Annotated in this window: 24 protein-coding genes, 2 tRNA genes and 1 pseudogene; 10 read left to right on the top strand and 17 right to left on the bottom strand. The window is 67.7% G+C overall.

Annotated features, from left to right (window positions below):
* The first annotated feature begins 55 nt into the window (after positions 1-55).
* Positions 56-1,201 carry a site-2 protease family protein gene (locus STROP_RS17050; protein WP_012014607.1) on the top strand — a complete coding sequence of 382 codons (1,146 nt, stop codon included), beginning with the start codon at positions 56-58 and terminating at the stop codon, positions 1,199-1,201.
* Between the two features lie 180 nt (positions 1,202-1,381).
* Here STROP_RS17050 and STROP_RS17055 read toward each other — a convergent pair whose 3' ends face one another.
* The 3 genes from STROP_RS17055 to STROP_RS17065 form a co-directional block, all read right to left on the bottom strand.
* Positions 1,382-2,419, bottom strand: coding sequence for a hypothetical protein (locus STROP_RS17055; RefSeq protein WP_012014608.1), 1,038 nt, complete (start codon positions 2,417-2,419; stop codon positions 1,382-1,384).
* Positions 2,419-2,688 (bottom strand): hypothetical protein, encoded by a 270-nt coding sequence (locus tag STROP_RS17060; protein ID WP_012014609.1) that lies wholly within the window; start codon positions 2,686-2,688, stop codon positions 2,419-2,421. Before STROP_RS17060 ends, STROP_RS17055 begins: the two co-directional genes overlap by 1 nt.
* Positions 2,689-2,974: 286 nt before the next feature.
* Positions 2,975-3,994, bottom strand: a complete 1,020-nt coding sequence (locus STROP_RS17065) for an NAD(P)/FAD-dependent oxidoreductase (protein ID WP_012014610.1) — start codon at positions 3,992-3,994, stop codon at positions 2,975-2,977.
* Positions 3,995-4,074: 80 nt separating this feature from the next.
* On the opposite strand from STROP_RS17065, the gene STROP_RS17070 reads away from it, so the two are divergent.
* The 4 genes from STROP_RS17070 (at position 4,075) to STROP_RS17085 (ending at position 8,888) form a co-directional block, all read left to right on the top strand.
* Entirely contained in the window at positions 4,075-4,665 is a 591-nt protein-coding gene (locus STROP_RS17070; RefSeq protein WP_026275443.1) for a helix-turn-helix domain-containing protein, read from the top strand.
* 165 nt (positions 4,666-4,830) lie between these two features.
* Positions 4,831-5,703, top strand: coding sequence for an aldo/keto reductase (locus STROP_RS17075; protein WP_026275442.1), 873 nt, complete (start codon positions 4,831-4,833; stop codon positions 5,701-5,703).
* Between the two features lie 203 nt (positions 5,704-5,906).
* Entirely contained in the window at positions 5,907-7,346 is a 1,440-nt protein-coding gene (locus STROP_RS17080; protein WP_012014613.1) for a hypothetical protein, read from the top strand.
* Between the two features lie 177 nt (positions 7,347-7,523).
* On the top strand, positions 7,524-8,888 hold the full coding sequence (locus STROP_RS17085; RefSeq protein WP_012014614.1) for a right-handed parallel beta-helix repeat-containing protein: 1,365 nt from the start codon (positions 7,524-7,526) through the stop codon (positions 8,886-8,888).
* 274 nt (positions 8,889-9,162) lie between these two features.
* Here STROP_RS17085 and STROP_RS17090 read toward each other — a convergent pair whose 3' ends face one another.
* From STROP_RS17090 to STROP_RS17100, 3 genes are all read right to left on the bottom strand, one after another.
* Positions 9,163-10,548: a right-handed parallel beta-helix repeat-containing protein gene (locus STROP_RS17090; protein WP_012014615.1), complete on the bottom strand. Its 1,386-nt coding sequence runs from the start codon at positions 10,546-10,548 to the stop codon at positions 9,163-9,165.
* 274 nt (positions 10,549-10,822) lie between these two features.
* Complete coding sequence (locus STROP_RS17095) at positions 10,823-11,209, bottom strand: VOC family protein (RefSeq protein WP_012014616.1); 387 nt, start codon at positions 11,207-11,209, stop codon at positions 10,823-10,825.
* A complete protein-coding gene (locus STROP_RS17100; protein WP_018831545.1) occupies positions 11,209-11,532 on the bottom strand; it encodes an ArsR/SmtB family transcription factor in 324 nt (107 codons plus the stop codon). Before STROP_RS17100 ends, STROP_RS17095 begins: the two co-directional genes overlap by 1 nt.
* Positions 11,533-11,909: 377 nt before the next feature.
* Here STROP_RS17100 and STROP_RS17105 point away from each other — a divergent pair, with 377 nt between their 5' ends.
* Entirely contained in the window at positions 11,910-13,343 is a 1,434-nt protein-coding gene (locus tag STROP_RS17105; protein ID WP_043535447.1) for an amidase, read from the top strand.
* A gap of 320 nt (positions 13,344-13,663) precedes the next feature.
* Here the strand turns inward: STROP_RS17105 and STROP_RS17110 are convergent, their stop codons facing one another.
* The 3 genes and pseudogenes from STROP_RS17110 to STROP_RS17125 form a co-directional block, all read right to left on the bottom strand.
* Positions 13,664-14,131, bottom strand: coding sequence for a DUF4304 domain-containing protein (locus tag STROP_RS17110; RefSeq protein WP_238380240.1), 468 nt, complete (start codon positions 14,129-14,131; stop codon positions 13,664-13,666).
* 429 nt (positions 14,132-14,560) lie between these two features.
* Positions 14,561-14,887, bottom strand: a complete 327-nt coding sequence (locus STROP_RS17115; RefSeq protein WP_238380241.1) for a hypothetical protein — start codon at positions 14,885-14,887, stop codon at positions 14,561-14,563.
* 504 nt (positions 14,888-15,391) lie between these two features.
* Positions 15,392-15,645: pseudogene (locus tag STROP_RS17125) on the bottom strand (hypothetical protein).
* 199 nt (positions 15,646-15,844) lie between these two features.
* Here STROP_RS17125 and STROP_RS17130 point away from each other — a divergent pair.
* The 3 genes from STROP_RS17130 to STROP_RS25815 all read left to right on the top strand — a co-directional run bounded on the left by STROP_RS17130 (position 15,845) and on the right by STROP_RS25815 (position 17,915).
* Positions 15,845-17,212: a hypothetical protein gene (locus tag STROP_RS17130; RefSeq protein WP_012014621.1), complete on the top strand. Its 1,368-nt coding sequence runs from the start codon at positions 15,845-15,847 to the stop codon at positions 17,210-17,212.
* An 84-nt stretch (positions 17,213-17,296) separates the two neighbouring features.
* Positions 17,297-17,608 carry a hypothetical protein gene (locus STROP_RS17135; protein WP_018833546.1) on the top strand — a complete coding sequence of 104 codons (312 nt, stop codon included), beginning with the start codon at positions 17,297-17,299 and terminating at the stop codon, positions 17,606-17,608.
* A 43-nt stretch (positions 17,609-17,651) separates the two neighbouring features.
* Positions 17,652-17,915 carry a tyrosine-type recombinase/integrase gene (locus tag STROP_RS25815; protein ID WP_012014623.1) on the top strand — a complete coding sequence of 88 codons (264 nt, stop codon included), beginning with the start codon at positions 17,652-17,654 and terminating at the stop codon, positions 17,913-17,915.
* A 37-nt stretch (positions 17,916-17,952) separates the two neighbouring features.
* Here STROP_RS25815 and STROP_RS17140 read toward each other — a convergent pair.
* From STROP_RS17140 to STROP_RS17155, 4 genes are all read right to left on the bottom strand, one after another.
* Positions 17,953-18,029 (bottom strand) — tRNA-Ile (locus tag STROP_RS17140).
* A gap of 142 nt (positions 18,030-18,171) precedes the next feature.
* Complete coding sequence (locus tag STROP_RS17145; protein ID WP_012014624.1) at positions 18,172-19,413, bottom strand: FAD-dependent oxidoreductase; 1,242 nt, start codon at positions 19,411-19,413, stop codon at positions 18,172-18,174.
* Positions 19,403-21,547, bottom strand: a complete 2,145-nt coding sequence (locus STROP_RS17150; RefSeq protein ID WP_012014625.1) for an MMPL family transporter — start codon at positions 21,545-21,547, stop codon at positions 19,403-19,405. The genes STROP_RS17145 and STROP_RS17150 overlap by 11 nt, the downstream gene beginning before the upstream one ends.
* Before the next feature lie 192 nt (positions 21,548-21,739).
* Positions 21,740-21,812: transfer RNA gene (locus STROP_RS17155), tRNA-Asn, on the bottom strand.
* A 229-nt stretch (positions 21,813-22,041) separates the two neighbouring features.
* Here STROP_RS17155 and STROP_RS17160 point away from each other — a divergent pair.
* Positions 22,042-22,362 (top strand): hypothetical protein, encoded by a 321-nt coding sequence (locus STROP_RS17160; protein WP_012014626.1) that lies wholly within the window; start codon positions 22,042-22,044, stop codon positions 22,360-22,362.
* Here STROP_RS17160 and STROP_RS17165 read toward each other — a convergent pair.
* From STROP_RS17165 to STROP_RS17180, 4 genes are all read right to left on the bottom strand, one after another.
* Positions 22,322-23,131 (bottom strand): ABC transporter permease, encoded by an 810-nt coding sequence (locus tag STROP_RS17165; protein WP_012014627.1) that lies wholly within the window; start codon positions 23,129-23,131, stop codon positions 22,322-22,324. The two genes, STROP_RS17160 and STROP_RS17165, sit on opposite strands and share 41 nt — an antisense overlap.
* 12 nt (positions 23,132-23,143) lie before the next feature.
* Positions 23,144-23,944 (bottom strand): ABC transporter permease, encoded by an 801-nt coding sequence (locus tag STROP_RS17170; RefSeq protein WP_026275440.1) that lies wholly within the window; start codon positions 23,942-23,944, stop codon positions 23,144-23,146.
* A gap of 50 nt (positions 23,945-23,994) precedes the next feature.
* Positions 23,995-24,927 carry an ABC transporter ATP-binding protein gene (locus STROP_RS17175; protein WP_012014629.1) on the bottom strand — a complete coding sequence of 311 codons (933 nt, stop codon included), beginning with the start codon at positions 24,925-24,927 and terminating at the stop codon, positions 23,995-23,997.
* 106 nt (positions 24,928-25,033) lie between these two features.
* Positions 25,034-25,570, bottom strand: a complete 537-nt coding sequence (locus STROP_RS17180) for a hypothetical protein (protein ID WP_012014630.1) — start codon at positions 25,568-25,570, stop codon at positions 25,034-25,036.
* Between the last annotated feature and the right edge of the window lie 20 nt (positions 25,571-25,590).

The raw sequence follows: 25,590 nt of genomic DNA on the forward strand, positions 1-25,590 counted from the left end.
ACCAGTGGCCTTTCGCCTCTGGCATGGCGGCAGAGTCCAGGGGTATGACCGAAAGATGAGGGCAAGCTTCCGGCTCGGCCGGATCGTGGGCGTACCAGTCGGGGTCAACTGGAGTGTCCTGGTCATCTTCCTGTTGATCGCCTGGTTACTCTCCGCCAACCAGTTCCCCCGCACCTACCCGGACCAGCCGGGAATCGCGTACCTTCTCGCCGGCCTCGCCGCCGCCGTGGTCTTCTTCCTCGGCCTGCTCGCCCACGAGGTCTCGCATGCGGTCATCGCCAAGCGCAACGGACTCGAGGTTGGCGGCATCACGCTGTGGCTCTTCGGCGGTGTCGCCGAGCTGAAGGGTGAGGCGCCGAACCCGGGCGCGGAGCTGCGCATCGCCGGGATCGGGCCGCTGGTGAGTCTGCTGATCGGCGTCTTCTTCGGCGCTATCGCGGCGGGCCTGGCGATGACCGGGTACGACGGGCTGTGGCTCGGCGCGCTGGCCTGGCTCGCCGGCATCAACGTGCTGCTGGCCGTCTTCAACGTGCTGCCCGCCGCCCCGCTGGACGGCGGACGGCTGCTGCGCGCGGCGGTCTGGAAGGCCACCGGGGACCGGACCAAGGCGTCGGTGGTGGCTGCCCGGGCCGGCTGGGTCCTCGGGGCGCTCCTGATCGGCCTGGGGTTCTGGCAGTTCTTCGCAGGAGGCGGGTTCGGCGGCCTGTGGCTGATCCTGATCGGTTGGTTCCTGATCGGTGCCGCCACGATGGAGGAGCGGCAGGCCCGGATGGGCAGCGCCCTGAGCGGCATCCGGATCGCCGAGGTGATGACACCACAGCCGCAGACCGCCGCCGGCGACATGACCGTGGCCGACTTCATCGAGCACTACCTCTTCGCGTACCGGTATTCAGCGCTGCCGCTGGTGGCGGACGACCGGCCGGTCGGGCTGGTCACCCTCGACCGGATCCGCCGGGTACCGGCAGACCGCCGATCCGCCACCACCCTGGCCGAGGTCGCCTGCCGCACCGACGAACTGGTGCTCGCCTCCCCGGATGAGTCACTCAACGAGCTCCTTCCCCGGCTCACCGACTGCGCCGACGGGCGGGCGCTCGTGGTGGATGACGGCCAGCTGGTCGGGATCGTGTCGCCCAGTGACATCAGCCGGGCGGCGCAGCGCGGCAGCATGCGTGAGCAGTTGGCCGGGCAGCCAGGTTCCTGACGGGTGCGGTTACCGCCGACCGGGCCGGGGAACTCCCGGTTGATGAGCAGCCATCGTGTTCCGGCGCCACCGACCACGCCGGGCCCCCAGCCCACCCCGGCACCGCCGCCAGCGCCGACCCCGGTGCCGCACCCCGGGCCGGCACCGCGCACCGGGGGCCGGCGCCGCACACCCGGGCCCTCAGACGTACGGTCGGGTGATGTAGGCCGTCCGGAGCGCGGCTAGGCCGGCGTCCTTCGGCACCAGCTGGCCCCAGCCGGAGTTGAAGTAGTTCGTCCGCACGATCCGGGGCCCCCGCTCCGCGTTGAGCGCGGCGACGGCGGCCGGCACGGTGCCGATCCACGTCGCCTGGTCGCCGACCTCGGCCCCCCGGACCCCCCACTCCGCGATCAGGACCGGGCGGGAGAGGGCGACCGGGCCGAGATCGGCGACCGCCCAGTCCTTGGTACGGCGAAACCGGGCCAGCGCGGTGTGCGTGGCGCTGGTGGCGTAGACGTTCCACTGCAGGAAGTCGAGCTTCGCCATCAGCACCTCCGGGTGGGTCCGCTGGTAGCAGGCCCGGTCGAAGCCGCCCGCCCCCACCGAGAAGGTGCTGCCGGCCGGCAGCCCACGAGCCTTGAACCAGGTGACGATGTAGGCCACCGCCTGCACCGCACGGACATCCGACTCCGCCCAGGTGTACGCCCTACCCGCCTCCGTGGTGCCGAACTCATGGTCGGTGTCCAGCTCCGAGATGAGTTGGAGGTTCATTCCCACGCCCATCTCCTGGTACTGCGACAGCGCCCGCGCGAACAACCCGTCGCATTCCCCGGAGAGCACCTGGCCGTACCCGTACGCCCTGGGCCAGGTCGTCCCCGGTCGTTGCTGGATAGTCATCGCCGGGGCCGGGACCGTGTACGTCCGACCATCGACCCGGAAGGTCTGTGGCCCGGCGTGCGGGGCGCCGTAGTGTTTCAACTCCAGCACCATATTGATCTTCATCCCGGCCGCGCCAAGCTCCTTCAGCCAGGGCTTCTTCCACCCCGGGAAGAGGTAGCCGTCGGCGAAGCTGCGGTACTGGGTCAGCGAACGGATGTTCGCGCCCACCAGATCCGCCCTCGGGTCAGCGTTGCCGGAGAGGTAGTAGCCACCCCGGACAGGCGACGCGATCCCATAGTCGGCGGTGGCGGTGGCGGTGCGCCCGCCGGAGTCCCGCACCGTGACGGTGACCCGAGGCATCACGCCACCGCCCGATAGTCGGCCACCGCGCCGTCGTCCGACAGCTTCGTCCAGGTACGGCCGGAGTCGTCGGTGACGGTGAGGGTAAGCGGATCGATGACCGCGGTAACCTGCGCGGGGGCGCTGCTGTGCCCCCACGTGTCGGTGACCACCACGGTGACGATCACCGGCCGGGTATCGGCGTCACCGTAGGTAACCATCATGGTCATCTCGTCACCAGGAACGTAGACCGCCGCGTTCAGGGCGACGGTCACGGTGGGAGCAGCCATTGGTCGGCTCCTTCCAGGGCGTGGGTGGGGCGGGCCGGCAGCGCGGTGCGCGTCGGCGACGACGCTCGCGCCGGGCTCGGTGGCGACGGGGACGTTGTTGCCCCCGCCAGGCCCGAGGATCGGGATGTGGCCCGCCATCCACGCCTCTCACCTGCTTTAACTGTGCTTCGGTGCGGCACCCGGCGTCCTGTCCGTTAGCCGATCACCCGGTTGTCGCACACCTGACTGCCCTCCGCCGACCGCCCCGAGGCACCCCGCTGCCTTCCCCGAGGCACCCCGCTGCCTTTCACAGTCCGTGCCGACCCTCGCCCGCCACCACCTCGGCGACCCGCGCCTCCGACTTGCCCGAGAACGGGTGCCGCAGGGCGGCGACCGCCCGGCGGGTCTCCTCGGCGATCAGATCAGCGTTGATGGCAGCTCCGGCAACAGCCCCGCCGGCCGCGGCGGCGCCCACCTGGGCCGCCAGGTCGGTGACGTTGCCCGCCGCCCAGACCCCCTCCACCTCGGTGCGCCCGGTGGGATCGGCGGGGATGTGCTCACCGAGCCCACTCGCGTGTTCGACCGCCCGCAGCCCGAGCCCGGCCAGGAACCCGGCACGCGCCACCATCCGCGGCCCAACCCCCAGGGCGGTCCGGGGTACGACTGTGCCGTCGACGAGCCGCACCCCGACGAGCCGGTCGTCGGCGGTCTCCAGGCCCGCCACCGCACCGGTGACCACCCGTACGCCCCGGGCTTCGAGTTGCTCCGCCTGCTCCTCGTCGGGTCCGGCGGACATGTGCGTGAAGTAGATGATGTCGGCGCTGAGCTGGCGGAAGAGCAGCGCCTGGTGCACGGACATCGGGTTGGTGGCGAGCACGCCGATGGCCTGGTCCCGAACCTCCCAGCCATGGCAGTACGGGCAGTGGAGGACGTCTCGGCCCCAGCGTTCGCGCAGCCCGGGGAGGCCCGGTAGCAGGTCGACCAGTCCCGTGGTGACCAGCAGGCGACGGGCCCGTACCGACCGGCCGTCGGTCAAGGTCACGACAAATCCATCACGGTCCCGGGCAGAGGTCGCGATCTCCGCGGGCACGATGTGGCCACCGTAGCCGCGCACCTCGGCCCGGCCGCGCTCGAGTAGCTCGGACGGCGGCATGTCCTCGCGGCCCAACAGCCCGTGCACCCCCTCGGCGGGGGCGTTACGCGGGTTACCCGAGTCGAGAACCACCACCGATCGACGCGATCGGGCGAGCATCACCGCCCCGTTCAGACCTGCGGCACCACCACCGGCCACCACGACGTCGTAGCTCTCCTTCAGCTGATTGGTCATTCCGACCACCTCCCGCGGCCACCATGCCCCCACTCGTCGTAGGCGGCAAACCCTGTTGCCGATATGGCAAAATATTGACCATGGACGGTGACCTGAACCAGGCTCTCGACGCGGTCGGCCCCCGGCTGCGGGCACTGCGACACAAGCGCGCAACCACTCTGACCGACCTCTCGGCCCAGACCGGCATCTCGGTGAGCACCCTGTCCCGGCTCGAATCAGGCACTCGCCGGCCGACCCTCGAGCTGCTCCTTCCCCTCGCCCGCGCCCACGGCGTCACCCTCGACGAACTCGTCGGGGCGCCACCCACCGGCGACCCCCGCATCCACCTGCGCCCAGTCATCCGCCACGACATGACCGTGCTGCCGTTGACCCGAGGAGCCGGCGGCATCCAGGCATTCAAGCTGATCATCCCGACCAGCAAGCGGGAGCCAGACCCACAGACCCACGACGGGTACGAGTGGCTCTACGTGTTGAGCGGGCGGTTACGGCTCATCCTCGGCGAGCACGATCTCGTGCTGACGCCCGGCGAGGCGGCCGAGTTCGACACCCGGGTGCCGCACTGGTTCGGCGTCGCCGAGGACCAGCCGGTCGAGATCCTCAGCCTCTTCGGCCAGCAGGGAGAGCGTGCCCACCTCCGCGCGCGGCCCAAGGCCCGGCCACCATCGGATTGACCGCCGATCCGCGCGCACCACGGGGCTCGGCGACTCGCTCACTCGGAAGTAGCCGACCTGTGCCGGTGGGCGGCGAACGCGCGCCGGGCGCGTGAGCCCATCGGCAGCGGGTAAGGCGACCGAATGGGCCTACCCTTGCCCGCCGACAGACGAGGGGACACGGCAATGGCACGTCCCGCCGGCCACCAGCCGGTCAAGGCATCCGGCACGTACCGGATCGGTGGTGATCTCCTGGTAGACCGCCTCGGGTATGGATCCATGCGGCTCGCCGGACCGGGCGTGTGGGACATGCCGAAGGACCCCGCGGAGGCGATCCGGCTGCTCCGACGGGCTGTCGACCTAGGGGTGACGTTCATCGACACCGCCGACTCGTACGGGCCGTTCGTCTGCGAGCTGCTGATCAAAGAGGCGCTGCACCCGTACGCCGAGGATCTGGTGATCGCGAGCAAGGCTGGGGTGGTCCGGGGCGGGCCGGACGACTGGAAGTTGCTTGGCCTTCCGAAGTACCTACGCCAACAGTGTGAGTTGAGCCTTCGCCACCTCGGCCTGGACTGCATTCCGCTGCACCAGTTGCAGCGAATTGACCCGACGGTGCCGCTCGACGACCAGCTCGGCGAGTTGGTCCAGCTCCAGCAGGAAGGCAAGATCCGACACATCGGCCTCTCCGAGGTGACCGTCGAGCAGATCGAGGCAGCTCAGAAGATCACCCCGATCGCCACCGTGCAGAACCTCTACAACCTGACCACCCGTGGCGCCGAGCCCGTTCTGGAGTACTGCGAACGCAACGACCTCGGGTTCGTTCCCTGGCATCCGATTGCTACCGGTGACCTTGCCCGCCCCGGCGGGCCGCTGGAGGCGGCCAGCACCGAGTACGGCGCGACGCCGGCGCAGCTCGCCCTCGCCTGGCTGCTGCGACGCTCGCCGGTCATGCTGCCCATTCCCGGCACGTCCTCCGTGGCGCACCTGGAGGAGAACGTCGCCAGCGCCGAGGTGCAGCTCACCGACGACAAGTTCGAGGCGCTCACCCAGGCCAGCTGACACCTGCACGGCTGACCCGGTCACACCTGGTCCGTTTTAGCCTATTTCCGGCATTTTCCTCGTGTTCATGTTCTTTCGGGTTGGGTGTGGTTTTAGCGTGCTTGTGGCCGCTACCGCCTGCCCGGTAGCCGAGGAGCACCACCCCCGGTCTGCCCCCGGGTGGTGGTCCTCGTCGTTCACGGGGGAAGGACACCGAGACCACGATGAACCAGCAGAACCACATCCACGAACCCGAACCGGAGCGCCCTGGCGCGGACCGGGCGAGGTCACGGCGGCGATGGTGGGCCGTCGGGCTCGCCAGCGTGGCCGGCCTGGCCCTCACCACCGTCGGAGTCGCCGCCACCCCGGCCGCCGACGCCATCGGACGCACCCTCAGCGCCGACGACCGCTCCGACAAACGTGACCAGCCACATGAAGGTGACCGCCGCGACGACGACGGCGGCAAACGTGACGACGCCAAGAACAAGAGCGACGAGGGCAAGAACGACAAGGGCAAGGGCGACAAGGGCAAGGGGAAGAAGACGGCCACCCCCAAGGGCACCCCCGTGCCCTGCGACGCGGACGCGCTGATCGCCGCGATCACCCTGGCCAACGCCCGCGACGGCGCCGTGCTCGACCTCGCCAAGGACTGCACCTACCTGCTCACCGCCGACATCGACGGCAACGGCCTGCCCGCCATCACCGCCCCCATCACCCTCAACGGCGGCAAGAACACCACCATCGAACGCGCCGCCGCCGTCGACCCGTTCCGCATCCTCACCGTCGACACCGGCGGCAACCTCACCCTCAACAAGCTGACCATCACCGGCGGCCAGACCGACAGCGACGGCGGCGGCATCCTCGTCAACCCGGCCGGCACCCTCACCACCAACCACAGCACCATCACCCGCAACATCACCAACGCCAATGGCGGCGGCATCGCCAACAACGGCACCACAACTCTCCACCACTCCACCGTCAGCCGAAACATCTCCGGCACTACCGGCGGCGGCATCTTCAGCACCGGTCTACTGACCGTCAAAAAGTCCCACGTAGCTGACAACACCGCCGGCGCCGCTGGTGGCGGCATCAACAGCAATGAGGGCACGATGCTGGTTGAGCACAGCCGAATTACCGGCAACCAGACTGCGACCAGCGCTGGCGGCGTGGAACTGTTCGGAGGAACCGGAATTGTCACGAAGACCGAGATCACCAACAATACCGCCAGTGCAACTGGCGGCGTTCTGGCGAACTCCGGGCAGCTCACCCTCAGAGCAGTGGTCATCGCCAACAACACGGCGATATCGGGGCTGGCCGGCGGGCTGTCGGTGAACCCCGCCACCACCACGGTGGTCGAGGACAGCACCATCAAGAACAACACCGCTGCCGCAAACGGCGGTGGAATCTTCAACTTCGATTCGCTGGTATTGCGAAACACGAAGGTCATCGGAAACCAGTCAGGAAACCAGGGAGGCGGAATCCTCAACGGACCTAACGCCACCCTCTCCCTCTTCGACACACAGGTGGTCAAGAACATCGCCGTTACCGACGGTGGGGGCATCTTCAACAGCGGCGGCGTGGTGAACCTGAACACCGCCACCGGCACCATCGTCATCAAGAACCGACCCAACAACTGCGTCGACGTACCCGGCTGCGCCGGATAGCAACCTCGCGCGAATCCAAACGAATGACGGTTCCGCCCCTCCGCCCACCGGCGGAGGGGCGGAACCCCTCAATCCGCTGCGGCGGGGAAGGGCCTGCCGAGCCACAGAAACGAATACCCTCGCCCACGCTCGCGCGTGGGCTCCTCATCCACAACGAGGAAGGACACCGACGCTGCGATGAACCATAAGCACCAGGAGCACAAACCGGACCGTCTGGGCGGAACCCAGGCGAGATCAGGGTGGCGGTGGTGGGCTGTCGGGTTGGCCGGCATGACCGGCCTGACCCTGGCCGCCGTCGGCGGCCCCACCGCCTCAGCCGCCGACGCCGTCGGACGAACCCTCACCGCCGCCGACGACCGCCCCTCCGACCGGGACCACCGCAACAAGGGCGAGGACGGCAAGCACGACGCCAAGAGCAAGGAAAGAGGGGGAAAGGAGCCCAATGGCACACCCGTCCCTTGTGACACCGACGCTCTGATCGCCGCGATCACCCTCGCCAACGCCCGCGACGGCGCCGTGCTCGACCTCGCCAAAAACTGCACCTACCTACTCACCGCCGACATCGACGGCAACGGCCTGCCCGCCATCACCGCCCCCATCACCCTCAACGGCGGCAAGAACACCACCATCGAACGCGCCGCCACCGCCGACCCGTTCCGCATCCTCACCGTCGACACCGGTGGCAACCTCACCCTCAACCACCTCATCATCACCGGCGGACAAACCACCAGCAACGGTGGGGGAATCTTCGTCCGAGCCGGTGGAACGTTGATCACAAACCACAGCACAATCGCCCGTAACATCGCTCAGACCCCGGGCGGCGGAATCGCCAATAGCGGCACCACCAGACTCGCCCACTCTCGCGTCGAAAACAACAGCACAAACCAGCTGGGAGGCGGAGTAAACAATATTGGGCTTCTGGAGGCCATCAAATCCCACATCGATATGAACGACGCCACTATTGGCGGCGGCATCTATGGATCCGGCAACACTGTCATCAAGGACGGCAGCATCTCCGGAAACCAGGCGACCGTGACCGGAGGACTATTTCTGGCTGGCGCCAACGGAATTGTCACCAACACCAGAATCACCGAAAATTCCAGTGCCGCCGCTGGCGCTGGAGGCGTCCAGGTCGAGGCGACCGCGCAGCTGACGATGCGCCACGTCAACCTGTCAGACAATACGTCGCCCGCCACCGCCGGTGGGCTGCTCGTCGCAGAGGGGGACAATTTCGCCCTGGTCGAAGACAGCCTCATCAAGAACAACACCGCCGCGGACCCCGGTGGGGGAGTCTTCAACAGCGGAGAAACGGTGTTGCGACGTACCAAGGTAGTCGGCAACCAGGCCAGTCAGGGCGGCGGCATCCAGAACTTCGGCACGCTCAGCCTCTTCACGTCGAAGGTGGTCAAGAACATCGCCGTCACCGACGGTGGGGGCATCTTCAACAGCGGCGGCGTGGTGAACCTGAACACCGCCACCGGCACGGTCGTTATCAAGAACCGGCCGAACAACTGCGTCGACGTACCCGGTTGCGCGGGCTGACCCCGCCGCCTGGAACCCCTCGTCTTCCACTCCAGCACCTCCGGGCTCCCTCGGGCTCACAACATTCAGAGGTCACCCCCGCCGGCAGCACCAATCATTCGCAGGATCCTCCACCGGTCCGCGGCCCTACGGGCCAAGGAAGCAACGGGCACCGGTGCGGAGCAAGACAGCACCCGGCCTTGAGAACTGACGCGCGACCTGCGGTCAGGAAGAGTTCCGCCCCCGCCACCCTCAGGCGGGTGGCGAGGGCGGAACTGAAGCTCCGGGGTTGGCGTCAGCCCGAACAGCCGGGGACGTTGACGCAGTTGTTCGGCCGGTTCTTGATAACGACCGTGCCGGTGGCCGTGTTCAGGACCACTACGCCGGCGGGGTCGTTGAAAATTCCGCCGCCGTCGGTGACAGCGATATTCTTGACGACCGAGGTGTTGAACAGGGTGGTCGTACTGTTGGCCTGGGTGAAAATGCCGCCACCCGTGTCGGCCTGATTAGCCGCTACCGTGGTGTCCCGCAGTACCACCGGTACGGACGCATTGAAAATTCCTCCCCCGGTACCGTTGGTGGTGTTTTTGCTGATCTCACTGTCTTCGATGACGGCGGCAGAACCACCCGTGGCGTTCTGGACAGCGACGCCGCCACCCCGTTCTTCGGCGTGGTTTCTGACTACGGTGACGTGTCGCATGGTCAGCTGCCCGTCGAGGAAGATAGCGCCACCAATACTACTGGAATTGTTATCTACGAAGGTGGACCTGACGATGCTGGTATTGGCACCCTCGGATTCGCCGATTCCCGCACCGATCTCTGCACGGTTACGGGCAAAGGTGCTGTCCCACACCTCGGTGGTCACGTCGAGAACACTGCCAATAGCACCACCGACGCTGTTAGCGCTATTGTCGGTAAATCGAACCTTCTTGACGGTGAGCCGCCCCCTTATGCTGAATATACCGCCACCCTGTGCGGCGCTGTTGCGACTGATAACGGAGTCGGTGATGGCACTGGTGCCAAGGTTGGCGATGCCGCCCCCGACGCTGGTGCCGCCGACATTGCGGACGATTTCGCTGTGTTTGACAGTCAGCCGCCCGCCGGGGTTCACGAGGATGCCAGCCCCGAACTCACCCGAGGCGGCGGCCCGCCCCCCGGCGATCTTCAATTTGTTCACGGTAAGGTCGCCGCCGACCTCGACGGCGAGGATACGGAACGGGTCGGCGGCGGCGGCGCGTTCGATGGTGGTGTTCTTGCCGCCGTTGAGGGTGATGGGGGCAGTGATGGCGGGCAGGCCGCTGCTGTCGATGGCAGCCGTGAGCAGGTAGGTGCAGTCCTCGGCGAGGTCGAGCACTGCGCCGTCGCGGGCGTTGGCCAGGGTGATCGCGGCGATCAGGGCGTCGGCGTCGCAAGGTACGGGGATACCCCTGGGCTTGATCTCCTTCTTGCCCTTACTCTTACCGTCGCCCGTACCCTCGTCGCGGTGGCCGTCAGCGGAGGGCCGGTCGTCGGGGGCGGCGAGGGCGTGCCCGACTGCGCCGTCGGCGGCGGCGGGGGTGGCGACTCCGACGGTGGTGAGGGCAAGGCCTGTCATCCCGGCGAGCCCGGCGGCCCACCATCGTGACGGTGTCCGGCGCCTGCTGGCGTGATCCGGTTCTGGTTCGTGGTGTAGATGGCTCATCGTGGTGTCGAGGTCCTTCCCTTGTCGCAGATCAGGAGCCACCCGGACAGGTACGGGTGGCTGCCCCTCGGCTACCAGACGGTCGGCAGCGATCACCCTCGAGCCAATCGGACATCACACTACATTAAGACATGAAAGAGAAAGAACTACTCAAACGAGATCCTGGGGGCTGATACTCGACGTACGAACACAGCTGCACCTCTACGACCCGACGGCCCCGCGGCCGACGCCACGACGGCAACGACGGGCTCGGCTTCTCGACCTGCTGCCCTGATCAGGTGGTCTGCTCGATCTGGATCAGATTGCCGCAGGTGTCGTCGAAGACCGCTGTGGTGACGGGGCCGACCCGCAGGGGATCCTGAGTAAACCGCACGCCCAAGCCGCGTAGTCGGTCACACTCCGAGTGGACGTCGTCAACGGCGAAAGACGTGGACGGGATCCCATCATTGACCAACGCCGCCTTCCAGGGCTTGGCCGCCGGATGGCTGTCCGGTTCGAGCAGCAACTCACAGCCGTCGGGATCATCCGGCGATACGACGGTGATCCAGCGATGATCGCCGAGTGGAACCTCCACCTTCTTCACGAACCCCAGCACCTCGGTGTAGAACCGCAGTGCCTCGTCCTGGTTCTCGACGAGAACGCTCGTCACATGGATCCGCATCAGCTCTCCTTCGCTCCACGGTTGCGCCATCGATCGGTGAGACGTTCCAAGGGCTCGATGTTGATGTAGTGAAACTTGTAACGACCCGCACGACGGCTAGCGACCAGATCCGCCCCGACCAGCACCTCCAGGTGCTGGGAGATCGCCTGCCGGGATGAACCGATCTGGTACTTCATGGCCAGTCGCGAACAGATCTCGAACAACGTCTGACCATCCCGCTCCACCAGCTCGTCGAGGATCTTCCGGCGCGTCGGGTCGGCGAGCGCCTTGAAGATGTCACCCGCTCCAGCATCGTCGCGACCGGGTGTGCCTACGTCACTCACTCCACCAAGGATAGGCAAGTCATGACTTGCATGACAAGACAACGGCGTCAACGTTCCCGGCTGCATCGGGTAGCGACCCGCGCTACTCGGATTCACGAGGGGTCCCGTTCGAGCTGCTTGGCCTTGACCGTGGCGCACGCCAGATCTACCTGGTGGGACGCATCCGAACCCCGCGTAGGCCGGCAGGACCAGCTGTCGACCGCACCTGCCGCTCTGAGAAGCCGCGCCACCAGCACATGTCCGGACGCCAGTGTCACCAACCGGGCTGGCCGCTGAGACGGTGCACAACGAGACGGCTGAGGCGGTACGAAATGACAAGACTGCTCATTCACCGGCGAAGCCTCTACGTTCGTCGCATGAGTGAGCAGCAAGGTGATATGCCGGAGTTGTGGATGCTGAGCGCAACAGAGTTGGCGCGGCAGATCAGAACAGGTCAGGTTTCCAGCCGCGAGGTGGTGCAGGCACATCTGCGACGGATTAACGAGATCAATCCCGTCGTGAACGCCCTCACCGCCGTACTCGACGAGCAGGCCCTGGCCGCTGCGGACGCGGTCGACCAAGCGTTGCGGTACGGCGAAGAGCCTGGGCCACTGTGCGGCATACCCATGACGGTAAAAGAGAACATCGACGTCGCCGGCTCCGCAACTACACAGGGTATCGCCGCGCTACGCGATGCCATCGCCACTCAGGACGCACCGCATATCGCCGAGCTTCGCGCCGCAGGGGCGATACCGATCGCCAGGACCAACATGCCCGAGTTCGGGATGCGGTGGCACACCACCAACGGGCTGCATGGTGCGACCCGCAACCCATGGTCCGCCGAGCACACCCCAGGCGGCTCCAGCGGGGGCGACGCCGTCGCGGTCGCCACGGGCCTGGCCCCGCTCGGGCTGGGCACTGACGGCGCGGGCTCGCTGCGCTGGCCAGCGCAGTGCTGCGGCGTGGCGGCCCTGAAGCCCTCCCTCGGCCGGGTAGCGCAGAGCGATGGTCGGCGGCCGACGCCGTTCGCATTTCAACTGCTGGGGGTGCACGGTCCCATCGCGCGCCATGTCGACGATCTTCGCCTGGCGTTCACCCATATCTGTGCGAGCGATGGGGGCGATCCGTGGCATGCGCCGGTCCCGCTCAACGGACCGCCCGTGTCACGGCCGATCCGGGTTTCCATGGTCACGGCTCCAGGGGGGATCGACATTCACCCAGCGGTGCGGCATGCGCTACAGCGGGCAGCCGACCTGCTCACCGACGCCGGCTACGTCATTGAGGAGTGCGACGCTCCCGCACTGGAGCGAGCGGGTGAGATCTATACCCAGATCATGGCGAGCTACGGCCGCGTACAACGGAAGCAGCCCCCCGTGGAGACGGTCGCCTCCGACGACTTCGCCCGCTTCTGGCATGTGTATGAACCAATCTGGACCCGGGCTCAGGGAGAGCCGGCGTTCGATCCGATGATGGAACGAGCCGCTATTGCCCGCGTGTGGAGTGACTGGTTTGGTCGAACGCCTCTGGTGCTGGCCCCGATCCGTACGCAGCCGGCGTTCGTGCTTGGATGTGACCTCGACCCCGTCTGCCTGTCCGACTTTCCCGCGACGATGCGGTTGGCCGTGGCCGTCAACCTGCTCGGACTACCTGCCGTCGCGATCCCAACCGGGGAAACCGACGGCCTCCCGCACGCCGTGCAGGTCATTGCCCCACGCTTCAGAGAAGATCTCTGTCTTGATGCGGCCGCAGCGATCGAAGCTCGCATCCCGCCGTTTACGCCGATCGATCCGCACCCGAATCTGGCATCAAACTCTTCGGCCACTGTTGCCTGACCACAGGGTGGGCACGACGCACTACCGTTCCTTCTGCGAAGCCAGGTGACCTCATGCCGTGGCATCCGTTCCGCCGACGCAGTAACTGAAATCGCACCCGTCGGACTACGTGACGGAGACAAGGCAAGCGCAGCAGGGCAGGATCGACGACAGCCCGACGACCCAGGTATCCGCGCCTCTCTAGGCGATGCGCCACGCGACGCAAGAGGAGGACAGGACGCGCGGAGCGGACAGCAGATGTCGTAGCCCGGCATTGGGCCGAGCGCCCGCAGGCCAGCCCGGCGGATCCGCCGTCACCTCTGCCCACGCACCGCGAATTCTCACCGTTGGCCGGTATCCGGAGCCCGGCCGGTGGCATAGTTCCACACCGTCCGGACCGGGACGGAGTTGTGGGTACGGGCCGATCTCTCCACGAACAACAGATGCTCCAACTCGTCGGTGCGCCCCTCCCCGGCCAGGATCCAGGCACGGGTCAGCCAGGCTCCCGGACCGAGAATGTCCGGAGTCCGGTTCAGCACGACGTCCCGGTCGAGCAGCGACAGAAGCTGCGGCATCAGATCGTCCAATTGTTGCCGCACCCGCGCGGACACCTGAGCTGCGGAGTCCTCGTCGGCGATACGCCACTGGTCGTTGCCCGACAGCCCTGAGAAACGAAGCCGCCTACGCCACCCGCCGTCGTAGTGGCGGGGCAGCTCCTCAACCGACCACCCGGTTCGCTGCCGGTCCCATTCCCACTCCGGTGCCAGCACCAGGCCGATGTTGATGTAAGCGGCGACAGACCGACTCATCCCGATGCTGCCAAGGTAACGCCGATGGCACCAGCACCAGGGGCTACCCGCCAGCTCCTGCGGTGGCCAGGACACACCGATCGCGCCGACCACGGCGACGGTGCCGACCGCACCGACCACCTTTGATCACCGGCTCCTGGACCTGCACCGGCTTGGGCACCTCGGGCTCACATTGGCCCCACGGATCGATAACCCTGGAAGAGAAAGATCGGCCAAAGCTCCCGGAATCCCTGGTCAGGGGCCATTTCTGATGGTGAGGTGGGCGGGACTTGAATCCGCGACCGAGGGATTATGAGATTCTTGGGTATTGGTGCATGACACTGCACAGCCTGCATATTCGTAAGCCGCGCAGTGTCCAACAAGGGTGTGCAGTACACCCTGATGTACACCCTTGATCTTGCACGCACAATAACCGAGGGTCACAACTCCCTACGTCACGTCGCCCAGCAGTTTCCGAGCTATCGACCGAGCCAGGTCCTCGGGGTCGCCGCTTCCCGCAACGATGCTCGCCGCGGCCTCCCGCATGAGGTGTAGCCGGGCACCGCTCTTGTCCGGGACGGGAGAGCCGAGCTCGTCCATCGCCAGCCGGAACAGGTCAACGGCATCCCGTGACTGGCCCTTTGAGAGGCCGGCGAGCTCACGCAAGCTCCGCGAGTCGACACCTCGGGCCAGGGCGTGAGCATCCGCCATTTGCAGGTCATCGCCGAACAGCTCATCCATCGCCAAATGGATGACAAGGCCACGCAGTTGCTTCACGCCGAAGAGGATAGACATGCGCGAATCGCTGACCAAGGCCTTAACGATAGCAAGCAGGTTCGGAAATGTGGGCAAGGAAGACCATCAGTAATATGACGGCATGAATGTCGGTGAACTTCGAGAGTGGCTATCTACCCAAGACGACCGGTCCCCTGTATACGTCCTAGGCATCAGCGAAAGTAGCGAGTCTGTGGAGGAGTGGACCGTCAGTATGGGTACTGGCCAGGGTCCGTCCGACGAGGTGGACGCTGTGACTATCTCGTGGGTGCATTCCGAAGCGGCCAAGGCGAGGTACGAGGAGCGGTACAGGGCGCAGGAGTAATGAGGTCACTGGCTGAGTGACTAAAGCTCGATGATGAGGACGAGGTAGTCAACTGCTTGCGTCGGGGCGGCGTGGACGGACCACTCAGGATTCGCCCCGTACCTCGACGTCGGCAGCACCACGGACAGTGCGGAGGAGTTCCCGTCAGCGTCCGAACCTGTGTTCGGTCCATCAGTGCTTCCCTACCGGGACGGCACCTCATATCGGGGCGCGGCCGGCGTGCCCAGCAGGACGCCCAGCCACGGCCACCGTGCCTCGGCCACCCTGATGAGGCCGTAGTAGCCGCCCACCGCCCATACGACCACACCAGCGGTGAGGGCGGTGGACGAGTCGGCGTCGAGGACGATCCCGCCTGTGAGGCCAGCCACGCCAGCAGGGCACCAACCCCGGCGGGAACCGCGGTGCGGATCAGGGAGATCAGGTAGTCGTGGGTCATCGGGTTCCTTCTGGGGGTAGGGCTACGCGTCTGCCAACGGTGGCAATGTCTCGTTCAGGCATGTTTTTCGTGTTCATGTCTTAATGGGGTTTGTGTCGGTTTAGCTCGGGTTGGTTGCTATCGCCTGCCTGGTAGCCGAGGAGCCGCCTGCCCTGGGTGGTGGTTGCTCGCCGTTCACGGGGAAGGACACCCAGACCGCATGGACCAGCACCACGACCACGAACCAGATAGGCCCGGTGGACGCCGAGCGAGGTCACGGTGGTGGGCCGTCGGACTGGCCGGTATGACCGGCCTGGCCCTCACCACCAGCCTCAGCATCGGCGGCGCGCCGGCTATCGGCGCCGTCGACGGCACTGTCACCGCCGCCGACGACGACCGGCCAGGAAGACCTGACCACGCCTCCACCAACACCAAGGACCACAAGGGCAAGGGAACGAAGGACAAACGCAAGGGCACACCGGTCCCGTGTGACGCCGATGCGCTGATCGCGGCGATCACCCTGGCCAACGCCCGCGGCGGTGCCGTCCTCGACCTTGCCGGCAAGTGCACCTACCTGCTTACCGCCGACATCGACGACGGTGCCGGCCTGCCCGCCATCACCGCCCCGATCACCCTCAACGGCGGCAAGGACACCACCATCACACGCGCCGCCGCCGCTGAACCGTTCAGAATCCTCACCGTCGACACGGACGGCGACCTCACCCTCAACAAGCTGAAAATCACCGGTGGACAGACCGCTGCCGACGAGGACGGGGGAGGGATCCTGGTCAACATCGGCGGAAAGTTGATCATCGGCTACAGTGCCATCACCCGTAACATCGCCAGCGACAACGGCGGCGGGATCGCCAACAACGGCACTGCCATTGTCAGTAACTCCACCGTCAGCCACAACACAGCTGGTTCAATTGGCGGTGGTGTCGTCAGCGTCGGCGTACTCGACATCAGGGCGTCCCACGTGTCCGCCAATACCGCCCTCGCCGGAGCGGCTGGGGTGTTCAGCGGGGGCACAACCCGGATCAAGCGGAGTACCATTACCGCCAACCATGCCCAGGTGGGAAATGTTGGCGGCCTTGTCGTCCTTGGAACCGGCACCGTTTCGGATACCCGGATCACGAACAATACCGCCCCGGAGGGTGGCGGCGTCGTTTTGGGGTCCGGTGGACAACTCACACTCAGATCCGTAACCATCGCCGGAAACACGGCTAGGACGGGTCGTTCTGGTGGCCTAGGAATTGACCCAAACGCATCAGTTGTTGTCGAGGACAGCATCATCAAAAACAATGACGCCATCGACGGCGGCGGTATCTACAGCTTCGCCGAGGTGGTGTTACGGCGCACGGTGCTTACCGGTAACCAGGCAGGCAACGAGGGTGGCGGCATCTACAACACTTCCGACGGCGAGATCAACCTCTTCTCAACAAAGATCATGAAAAACGTTGCCATCACCGACGGCGGCGGGATCTTCAACCAGGCGGGCGGGACGGTCGAGTTGAATACCGCCACCGGCACCACCGTGGTCAAGAACCGGCCGAACAACTGCGTCAACGTCACCGGCTGCCCGGGCTGACCCCGTCGCCCGCGTATCACGAGGGACCCCGCCCCTGCCGCCCGTAGACGGTAGGGGCGGGGTCCTTCCTCGTTATGGTCGGGGATGGTGGATGTGCCGTCACTGCCGCAGCGACAGCGGCTGCTCCTGGCCGAGCTGTCCAGCGTGGCCCGCCGCTACGGCACCGACGGCATGAGGGACGCGCCCCGCGAGGCAGCGGTCGCCGCGGTACGGGCGGTCACCGACGATCCCGTACTGCTGGGTATCCAGGCCGGGGCGGCGCTGGTCGACCCGTACGGGGTCAGCCGACCAATGGTGGAACTGCTCCAGGCCGCTGGTGCGGACATGACCGTCGCGCGGAAGCACGCTGCTGAGGTGCGGGAACGGCTGAGCGCCGGTCGAGGCAGGGCACCCTGATGCCCCGCCGCCGGTATCCCACCATCAGCAAAGGCCGTGACGGGTGGTTTCATGCCTGGGTCACGGTGCTGGCGGCAGCCCACCGACGCCGCAACTCGGCCCGCTGGTCCGTCGGGTTCGCGGTTGGCACTCGACAGGGGCGACGCTGCTTCTCGCCCAGGGAGTCGACATACGGGTGATCCAGGAGCTGCTCGGGCACTCCTCGATCAAGATCGCCGAGGGATACACCCACGTCGCCTCGAAGCTGGCCCGGGACGCTACGAAGCGTATGGGAAAGCGGCTGTTCGGAACGCCAGGTACACCCTGAGGTACAGCCTTGATTTTGGCGTACGTCAGGTTTTGCCTGGTGGGGCGGGCGGGACTTGAACCCGCGACCGAGGGATTATGAGTCCCCTGCTCTGACCAGCTGAGCTACCACCCCGACACCGCGCTGGATCGTACCCGCCTGGTTGATGAGTGGCCAGCACGAACCAGCTTCCCTCGGTCACCGCGTCCGGCGCAGTGGCACGATGGGCAACGCGAGGATAACAGTGTGCTCCCGACCCCATTCCGCCGAGGAGCTGTCAGGCCGCTGGCCGCAGGTACGCGAGGACCGCGCCGGCGGTACGCCAGCCGCTGGCCAGCGCGCCCTGGATCGACGGGCTGTCCCGGTGGTCACCGGCGACGAAGAGACCGCCCCCAAGCGCCACCGGCCGTCGCAGTTGACCCTGCGGCGGTGGTGCGGCGGGGAGCGCCTCGGCGATGGTGACGGTGCTCAGGTGAGCCCAGTCGGCGGTGGAGTGTCCGTAGAGGCGGGCCAGCTCGGCCCGGATCACCGGCTCGGGTGGGGCGGTGGGGCCCACCATCGAGGTGGCGACGAGGTGCTGGCCCTTCGGCGCGTACGTCGGTGCCGCCCGGCTGACGACGACGGTGTTGGCGATCAGTTCTCGGCGGTCCCCGTCCACGAGCAGGATCGGTTCGTCCAGGGGCGCTGTCTCGGTGGCGTGGTACCAGGTCGTGTAGCTGTGCATGCGTACCGGTGCCAACACCGGCAGCAGGCTGGTCGCCGAGGGTGGGTCCACGGCGACCACGACGGCCCGGGCGGTGACGTCACCGGCCGGGGTCCGCACCCGGCCTGGCGCGACGTGGCCAACCGGGGTGTCCACGTCGATCAGGTCGGCGGGGAGCGGGGCGGCGATCGCGTACGGCAACGCGGCCATCCCCTTGGCGGGCAGGCCGATACGGCCCCGGACGAAGGAGCGCAGGACCATCGCGAGGACGTGGCTGGAGGTCTCCAACTGGCGTTCGAGGAAGACGCCGGAGAGAAACGGCCGCAGCAGCTCCTCGATGATGCTGTCGGAGAGGCCGGCGCGACGCAGTGCCGCCTCGGTAGTGGTCTCCGGGGCGTCGAGAAGCCGCCGCACGGGCACCGTGGCGGCGCCGGTCGCGAATGCGGCGAAGCGGAGTCGGTCCAGCAGTGACCCGACCCCGGCGAGCAGGGTGGTGGGCGCGCCGACGGGCTCACGTAGCGGGTTGACCAGTCGGGTGAGGGTGTCGCCGTGACGCACCAGCACCCCGGGGACGAGGTGCCCGAGGTCAAGCTGGTTCACGTCCAGCAGGGTGCCGAGCCGCGGGTAGGCGGTGTTGAGCACCTGGAAGCCCCGGTCGAGCCGGAACCCGTCGACGATGTCGGTGCCGACCCGGCCGCCGAGCCGGTCGCTCGCTTCGAGGAGGCGCCAGGGCACCCCGGCGCGGTGCAGCCGTCGCGCCGCCGCCAGACCGGCCAGACCGCCACCGACGATCACCACGTCGGTGTCAACCGGCATCGCGCGCCTCCCGTTCGCCGCCGACCCGGGCCAGCCGGCTCGGCCACCAGATCTTCGACCCTATGTCGTACGCGAGGGCGGGCACCAGCAGCGAGCGGACGATGATCGTGTCGATGAGGACGCCCACGGCGACCGCCACGCCCAGTTCGATGAGCACCACCAGCGGGAGGACGGCCAGGGCACTGAAGGTCGCGGCGAGCACCACACCGGCGGAGGTGATGACACCTCCGGTGACGACGAGCCCGTACAGCACGCCGGAGCGGGTGCCCCGCTTCACCGACTCCTGCCGGATTCGGCTCATCAGGAAGATGTTGTAGTCGATGCCGAGGGCGACCAGGAAGACGAAGGCGAACAGCGGGAAGGAGGCGTCCACGCCGGGGAAGTCGAAGAGGTATTTGAAGATCAGCGCGCACAGGCCCAGCGTGGCGCCGTACGAGAGCAGCACGGTGGCGACGAGCAGCAACGGGGCGAGCAGGGCACGCAGCAGCAGCGCCAGGATAACGGCGATGACACTGAGGACTACCGGGATGATGACGTTGCGGTCTCGGGTGGAGGCGTCAGCGGTGTCGATGTTGATTGCGGTGACGCCGCCGACGACCGCGTCGGCGGCGGGTACGGCGTGGACCGCCACCCGTAGCTCGCGGATGGTTTCCTCGGCACCGTCGGAGTCCGGCGCGTCGGCGAGTGTCGCCTCAAGTTGCACGATGCCGTCGACGACTCTCGGCGGCTCGATCATTTCTGAGTCGTCTTCCGACCCCGAGCCCGGGCCGGCGCCGGGGCGGTCGGTGACCGGTCGTACCGCCACGACTCCGGGCGTCTCCTGGGCCACGGCGGCGACCTGCTCGGCGGTCTCCTGGCGGGTGAAGATCACGGCCGGGCTCCCGGTGCCGGCCGGGTAGTGGCGGGCGATCGCCTCCTGGCCCGCGACCGAGTCCGTCCGCTCGGTGAACAGGTCACTCTCGCCCAGCGTTGTCGCGCCCAGCTGGGTGAGGCCGAGCGTGAGCGCAGCCAGCGCGAACGCGGTTACCAGCCACACCGATCGGTGCCGGCGGGCGACGAACCGCGCGACGCGACCCCAGACGCCGTGTTCGGTCTGCGGCTCGGCGTGGTCAAGTCGCGGCTGGCGCGGCCAGAACGCCCGGCGTCCGCCGAGCACGAGCAGCGCGGGTAGGAGGGTGAGCATCACCAGCAGGGTGGCTCCGATGCCGATGGCGGCGACCGGTCCGAGGGCCTGGTTGGAGGTCAGGCTGGAGAGCAGCAGGCAGAGCAGGCTGGCGATGGTGGTGCCGGCGGAGGCGGCGATCGCCGGGGCGGAGCCGCGCCAGGCCGCCAGCATGGCGGAGGCGGGCCGGTCGTGCCGGTGTAGCTCTTCCCGGTACCGGGCGACCAGCAGCAGGGCGTAGTCGGTGCCGGCACCGAAGACCAGCACGGTGAGGATGCCCTGCGCCTGCCCGTCGAGTGTCAGGACGTCGGCCTCGGCGAGCCGGTAGACGATCGCGGTGGCCAGCGAGAACGACATGCCCGCGGCAAGCAGCGGGAAGATCCACAGCACGGGACTGCGGTAGACGACCAGCAGGATGAGGAGCACCACGCAGAGGGTGACCAGCAGCAGCCTCCCGTCGATCGCCGAGAAGACATCGATCAGGTCGGCGAGCAGGCCGGCCGGCCCGGTGACGTTGATGGTGAGCCCGTCTCGATCCGCGCCGACGACGCCCCGCAGCTCTGCCACGACGTTGGCGATCTCCTCGCCCTGCTCGTCATCAACCGGGACGATCACCTGGACCGCCTGCCCGTCCGCACTGGGGACCGGCGGCGGCAGCGGGCCGACCACGCCGGGCAGTTCGGCGATCTCGGCCGTGTCGGCGGCGATCTGCTGCCGGTCGGCGTCGGTGATGCCGCTGGTGCGTTCGTAGACGATGAGCGCCGGGGTGGTCAGTTGGTCCACGAAGAGTTCGGAGAGGTCCTGGGCTCGGGTCGCCTCGGCGTCGGTGGGGAGGAAGGCAGCGTTGTCGTTGGTGGCGACCTCGCTGAGCCGGCCGGTATACGGCCCGGCAAGGCCGCCAACCACCAGCCAGGCGAGCGCGATGAGTAGGGCGACCAGCGTGCCCCGACCCCACGCACCTTTCCTGGACATCCGCACCCACCCGATGCGCCATTCCGCGCGTAAGGGATCTTGGTCAACGTCTCCTATCCTGCCCCCCGGTTCCCTTTCCGGTGCCAGAACCGCCGGCAACAGCCGCTGTGGGTGATGCGCTGAATCGATGAGCCGGGTGCCGGAACGAAGAAAGCCCGCAGGCACGGGCCTACGGGCTTGATGGGGAGGGAGCTCCCCCGTTTGGACTCGAACCAAAAACCTGCCGGTTAACAGCCGGCTGCTCTGCCAATTGAGCTACGGGGGATCGTGCCGCCGCCCGACTTCCGGGCTCCCGGTTCGCCGTGCGACGGGACAAGAGTACAGGACTCCCCGGGGTCCCGGGGCCGGGGGTTACCGGACCATCGACGGGTGCCACCGCGGGCCGATCCCACCCAGCATTCAGGATGTTCCGGATAAATCGGCGTCGGGGCACCCAGATACCGACGCGGGGAGCAGGATGGGGAGTTAGCACGTCAGGTACGGAAGGAGCCGCCATGCGCGGAAAGATCATGTTCCTTGGTGGGTTGGCGGTGGGATTCGTCCTGGGTGCCCGCGCCGGCCGGGAAGCGTACGAGGAGCTGGTGGTGTGGGGTCGCAAGGTCCTCGACCACCCGACCGTCCAGGAGGCGGCGGGGGTGGCGCAGGCACAAGCGAACCGGTTCTACAGTGAGGGCCGGGACAAGCTCGGTCACTCCAAGCTGGGCGAGACGTTCGGCGGCAACGGTCAGCGACGGGGCCTGACCGCCGCTGACGACCCCTTCGCCGGCACGCCGGTTACTGGTAGAGCAGCCGGCTCATCCGGCGGGACGCGATAAAGAGGCCGACAGCCAGGACCACCAACAGGTATCCGATGTCGAGCAGCCACGTCCAGCCGCTACCGCCGACGGTGATCCCCCGGATCAGGTGCACCGCGCGGTAGAGCGGAGTCACCTCGACCAGCCAGCGCAGCAACGTCGGGTAGGCCTGCGCCGGGATGAACGTGCCGGAAAAGAGAAAGAGGACGAACTGCCCCGACCCCAGCAGGTCGAAGTCCTGCCAGCTCCGCATGAAGGTGGCGATCGTCATGCCGATCGCCCCGAACGTGAAACCGACCAGCACCGCCGCCGGGAAGGCGACCGCCGCCCGGGCGGCGGTGGTCAGATCCATCACCACCATCACCACGAGGAACGCGCCAGAGTAGGCGCTGCCCCGGAGCATCGCCCAGGCCAGCTCACCGAGGGCGATCTCGAACGGCTGCACCGGAGTGGCGATCACCCCGTCGTACAGCTTCATGTACTTCATCTTGCCGAAGAAGTTGAAGGTGGTCTCCGCGAACGATCCGGTCATCGCGGACGAGGCGAGCATCGCGGGAGCGACGAACGCCGCGTAGCTGACGACGGTTCCGCCGGGCAGCGTCAGGTCACCGACCAGCGCCCCCACCCCGACCCCGATGGAGAAGAGATAGAGCAGCGGCTCGAGGAAGCCGGAGACCAACAACAGCCAGTAGATCGACTTCAGGGCCGAGACGTTGCGTTCGGCCACCGAGGCCGACCGTCGCGACGCCGCCGAGACGTCCACCAGCCGGGGCAGCACCAGAGCGACCATGACGCCCCCTTCCTAGACGACGAGCCTGCGGCGCAGGGCACGGTGGGCGAGCAGCCACCCACCGACCGCCCAGGCGGCGAGGTAGAGCAGATGACCGGTGACCGACCAGACCGGCGCGGTACCGAGCGTGGCCGCCCGACTCAGGTCAACCGCGTGCCAGAGCGGCGTCGCGTACGCCAGCCAACGCAGCCCCACCGGCAGCGACTCGACCGGGAAGAACACCCCGGCGAAGAGCGTCATCGGGATCACCGCGAACCGGAACAGCAAGGCGAGCCAGCTGTCACTGGAGGCCGTTGCCGCGTACGCGAAGGTGGGTGCGGCAACGGCCAGGCCGAGCAGCGCCGCCACCGGTAGCGCCAGCACCGCCCACGGCGAGCGCAGCGCCCCCAACACCCCGGTCACCAGCAGAAACGCCGCGGCCGAGGTCAGCACCCGGAACAGCACGAACGCCAGCTGACCGGCCAGGATGTCCGCTACCCGCAAGGGTGCCGCGTACTGAGCGAAGTAGATCTTTGTCCACTGGAGGCTGCTGTAGACCGGCCAGGTGGACTCGGCGATCGCCACCTGCAACGCGGTCGACGCGAGCAGCCCCCCGACGATCCACTCCAGGTAGGAGACGCCGTCGACGCCCTGGTCGACGAAGGCCCCGACTCCCACCCCGAAGCCGAGCACCGTCAGCGCGGGAAGCAGGAACGACGAGAGCACCCCGCCCCGCCAGGTGCGCCGGTAACCGACCAGGTGATATTGCAGCACCGCCATCGCCGGCACCCGCGCCGGGCCGGGCCGGGCCCGCTCGGCCGCGAGTTGTGTCATGCCTTCGCTCCCCATCCACCCGGCCCTCCGGCCCGGCTCCTCACGGCAGTTCAGTCGATCAAAGTGCGGCCGGTGAGGTGCAGAAAGACATCCTCCAGGCCGCTGCGTCGCACCAACACGTTGATCGGGTGCAGGCCGAGCGCGGTCACCTCGGCCACCGCCGAGTCGCCGTCGGGTACGTAGAGCAGGATCCGGTCGGGCAGCACCTCGACCCGTTCCCCGAGCTGGTCAAGCTTGCTGGCGAACGGCTCCTGCGACTCGCCCGCGAAGCGCAGCTCGACCACCTCGCGGGTGGAGTGCTGCTCGATCAGCACGCGGGGGGAGCCTTCGGCGACGATCCGTCCACCGTCCATCACCACCAGACGGTCGCAGAGCTGCTCGGCCTCGTCCATGTAGTGCGTGGTGAGCACCAGCGTGACGCCCTGCTGCTTGAGCTGGAACAGCCGCTCCCAGACCAGGTGCCGGGCCTGTGGGTCGAGACCGGTGGTCGGCTCGTCCAGCAGCACGATCTCGGGCTCGTTGACGAGCGCGCGGGCGATGGTGAGCCGTCGCTTCATGCCGCCGGAGAGCGGCTCCACCTTACTGTCGGCCCGCTCGCTGAGCTGCACGAAATCGAGCAGCTCGGTGGCGCGCAGCCGAGCCACCCGGCGGGCGATACCGAAGTAGCGGGCGTAGGTGATCAGATTTTCCCGGACGGTCAGCTCCGGGTCGAGCGTGTCGAGCTGGGGGCAGACACCGAGGCGGGCCCGGATCGCCGGCCCGTCTCGCACCGGATCCATGCCGAGGATGCGCAGCTCCCCTTCGCTGGGCGGCGAGACACAACCGATCATGCGCATGGTGGACGACTTCCCGGCGCCGTTGGGCCCGAGGAAACCGAACGCCTCCCCAGCCGGAACCGCAACGTCGATGGCGTCGACCGCGGTGAAGCCGCCGAACCGCTTCACCAGCCCCCGCGCCTGGATGAGTGGTTGAGCCGTGGTCACCCCCTGACCCTAGCCACCAGGTCCGACACTCCCCACCGAGTTTCCGCCCAGCCAGCCGGTCCAGCCCCGCGGTGACCGACAGCGCCACCGCCCCCTGGCCGCGCTGTCAGATCTGCGGTGCGGTGGTCGCGGCGCGGGCCGCGGCGACCAGGCGCTCGGTCTCCGCCCGAACCGCCGGATCGTCGACCGGGGTGCCCGGCTCGTACCGGACAGTCCAGGTCAGCCCATCGACCCCTGGCACCCGCCGGGCGACCACCCGGCCCTCACCACCGGGCACCGGGTACGCCTCGGTGTACGCCACCGAGCGGGTCACCCGATCTCGCACCTGGTGCGGTAGCTCCCCCGGGTCCAGCAGCGGGTAGGTCTCGGTGGGTCGGTCGGCCACCACCAGGTAGTCGTCGCGTTCGACGACGCGCTCGGCGGCGGTGACCACCAATTCCCGCCCAGACCAGACCGCCCGGAGGATGTCGTGCCAGCCCAGCCGCTCCGCACGCCGGGGTAGCCAGAGCCCGAGGTTGGTGGCCACCAGTACGCTGCCCTCCGCGCAACCCCCGGCGGCAGCCCAGGCGAGCACCCGCTCACCGGCGACGAGCGGCGGGCGGTCTGCCGGCGACAGTTTCGGCCGGCGGCGGAACAACCCCATCTAGCACCCTCCCACGACAA

Source organism: Salinispora tropica CNB-440 (genome assembly GCF_000016425.1).
Lineage (GTDB): Bacteria > Actinomycetota > Actinomycetes > Mycobacteriales > Micromonosporaceae > Micromonospora > Micromonospora tropica.

Coding starts and splice junctions, on each gene's coding strand:
- STROP_RS17085 (WP_012014614.1), top strand. CDS start 7,524: ATGAACCATAAGCACCAGGAGCACAAACCGGACCGTCTGGGCGGAACC.
- STROP_RS17160 (WP_012014626.1), top strand. CDS start 22,042: ATGCGCGGAAAGATCATGTTCCTTGGTGGGTTGGCGGTGGGATTCGTC.
- STROP_RS17060 (WP_012014609.1), bottom strand. CDS start 2,688: ATGGCTGCTCCCACCGTGACCGTCGCCCTGAACGCGGCGGTCTACGTT.
- STROP_RS17135 (WP_018833546.1), top strand. CDS start 17,297: ATGGTGGATGTGCCGTCACTGCCGCAGCGACAGCGGCTGCTCCTGGCC.
- STROP_RS17095 (WP_012014616.1), bottom strand. CDS start 11,209: ATGCGGATCCATGTGACGAGCGTTCTCGTCGAGAACCAGGACGAGGCA.
- STROP_RS17105 (WP_043535447.1), top strand. CDS start 11,910: ATGCCGGAGTTGTGGATGCTGAGCGCAACAGAGTTGGCGCGGCAGATC.
- STROP_RS17150 (WP_012014625.1), bottom strand. CDS start 21,547: ATGTCCAGGAAAGGTGCGTGGGGTCGGGGCACGCTGGTCGCCCTACTC.
- STROP_RS17055 (WP_012014608.1), bottom strand. CDS start 2,419: ATGCCTCGGGTCACCGTCACGGTGCGGGACTCCGGCGGGCGCACCGCC.
- STROP_RS17090 (WP_012014615.1), bottom strand. CDS start 10,548: ATGAGCCATCTACACCACGAACCAGAACCGGATCACGCCAGCAGGCGC.
- STROP_RS17080 (WP_012014613.1), top strand. CDS start 5,907: ATGAACCAGCAGAACCACATCCACGAACCCGAACCGGAGCGCCCTGGC.
- STROP_RS17070 (WP_026275443.1), top strand. CDS start 4,075: ATGGACGGTGACCTGAACCAGGCTCTCGACGCGGTCGGCCCCCGGCTG.
- STROP_RS17170 (WP_026275440.1), bottom strand. CDS start 23,944: ATGACACAACTCGCGGCCGAGCGGGCCCGGCCCGGCCCGGCGCGGGTG.
- STROP_RS17110 (WP_238380240.1), bottom strand. CDS start 14,131: ATGAGTCGGTCTGTCGCCGCTTACATCAACATCGGCCTGGTGCTGGCA.
- STROP_RS17050 (WP_012014607.1), top strand. CDS start 56: ATGAGGGCAAGCTTCCGGCTCGGCCGGATCGTGGGCGTACCAGTCGGG.
- STROP_RS17180 (WP_012014630.1), bottom strand. CDS start 25,570: ATGGGGTTGTTCCGCCGCCGGCCGAAACTGTCGCCGGCAGACCGCCCG.
- STROP_RS17165 (WP_012014627.1), bottom strand. CDS start 23,131: ATGGTCGCTCTGGTGCTGCCCCGGCTGGTGGACGTCTCGGCGGCGTCG.
- STROP_RS17075 (WP_026275442.1), top strand. CDS start 4,831: ATGGCACGTCCCGCCGGCCACCAGCCGGTCAAGGCATCCGGCACGTAC.
- STROP_RS17130 (WP_012014621.1), top strand. CDS start 15,845: ATGGACCAGCACCACGACCACGAACCAGATAGGCCCGGTGGACGCCGA.
- STROP_RS17145 (WP_012014624.1), bottom strand. CDS start 19,413: ATGCCGGTTGACACCGACGTGGTGATCGTCGGTGGCGGTCTGGCCGGT.
- STROP_RS17065 (WP_012014610.1), bottom strand. CDS start 3,994: ATGACCAATCAGCTGAAGGAGAGCTACGACGTCGTGGTGGCCGGTGGT.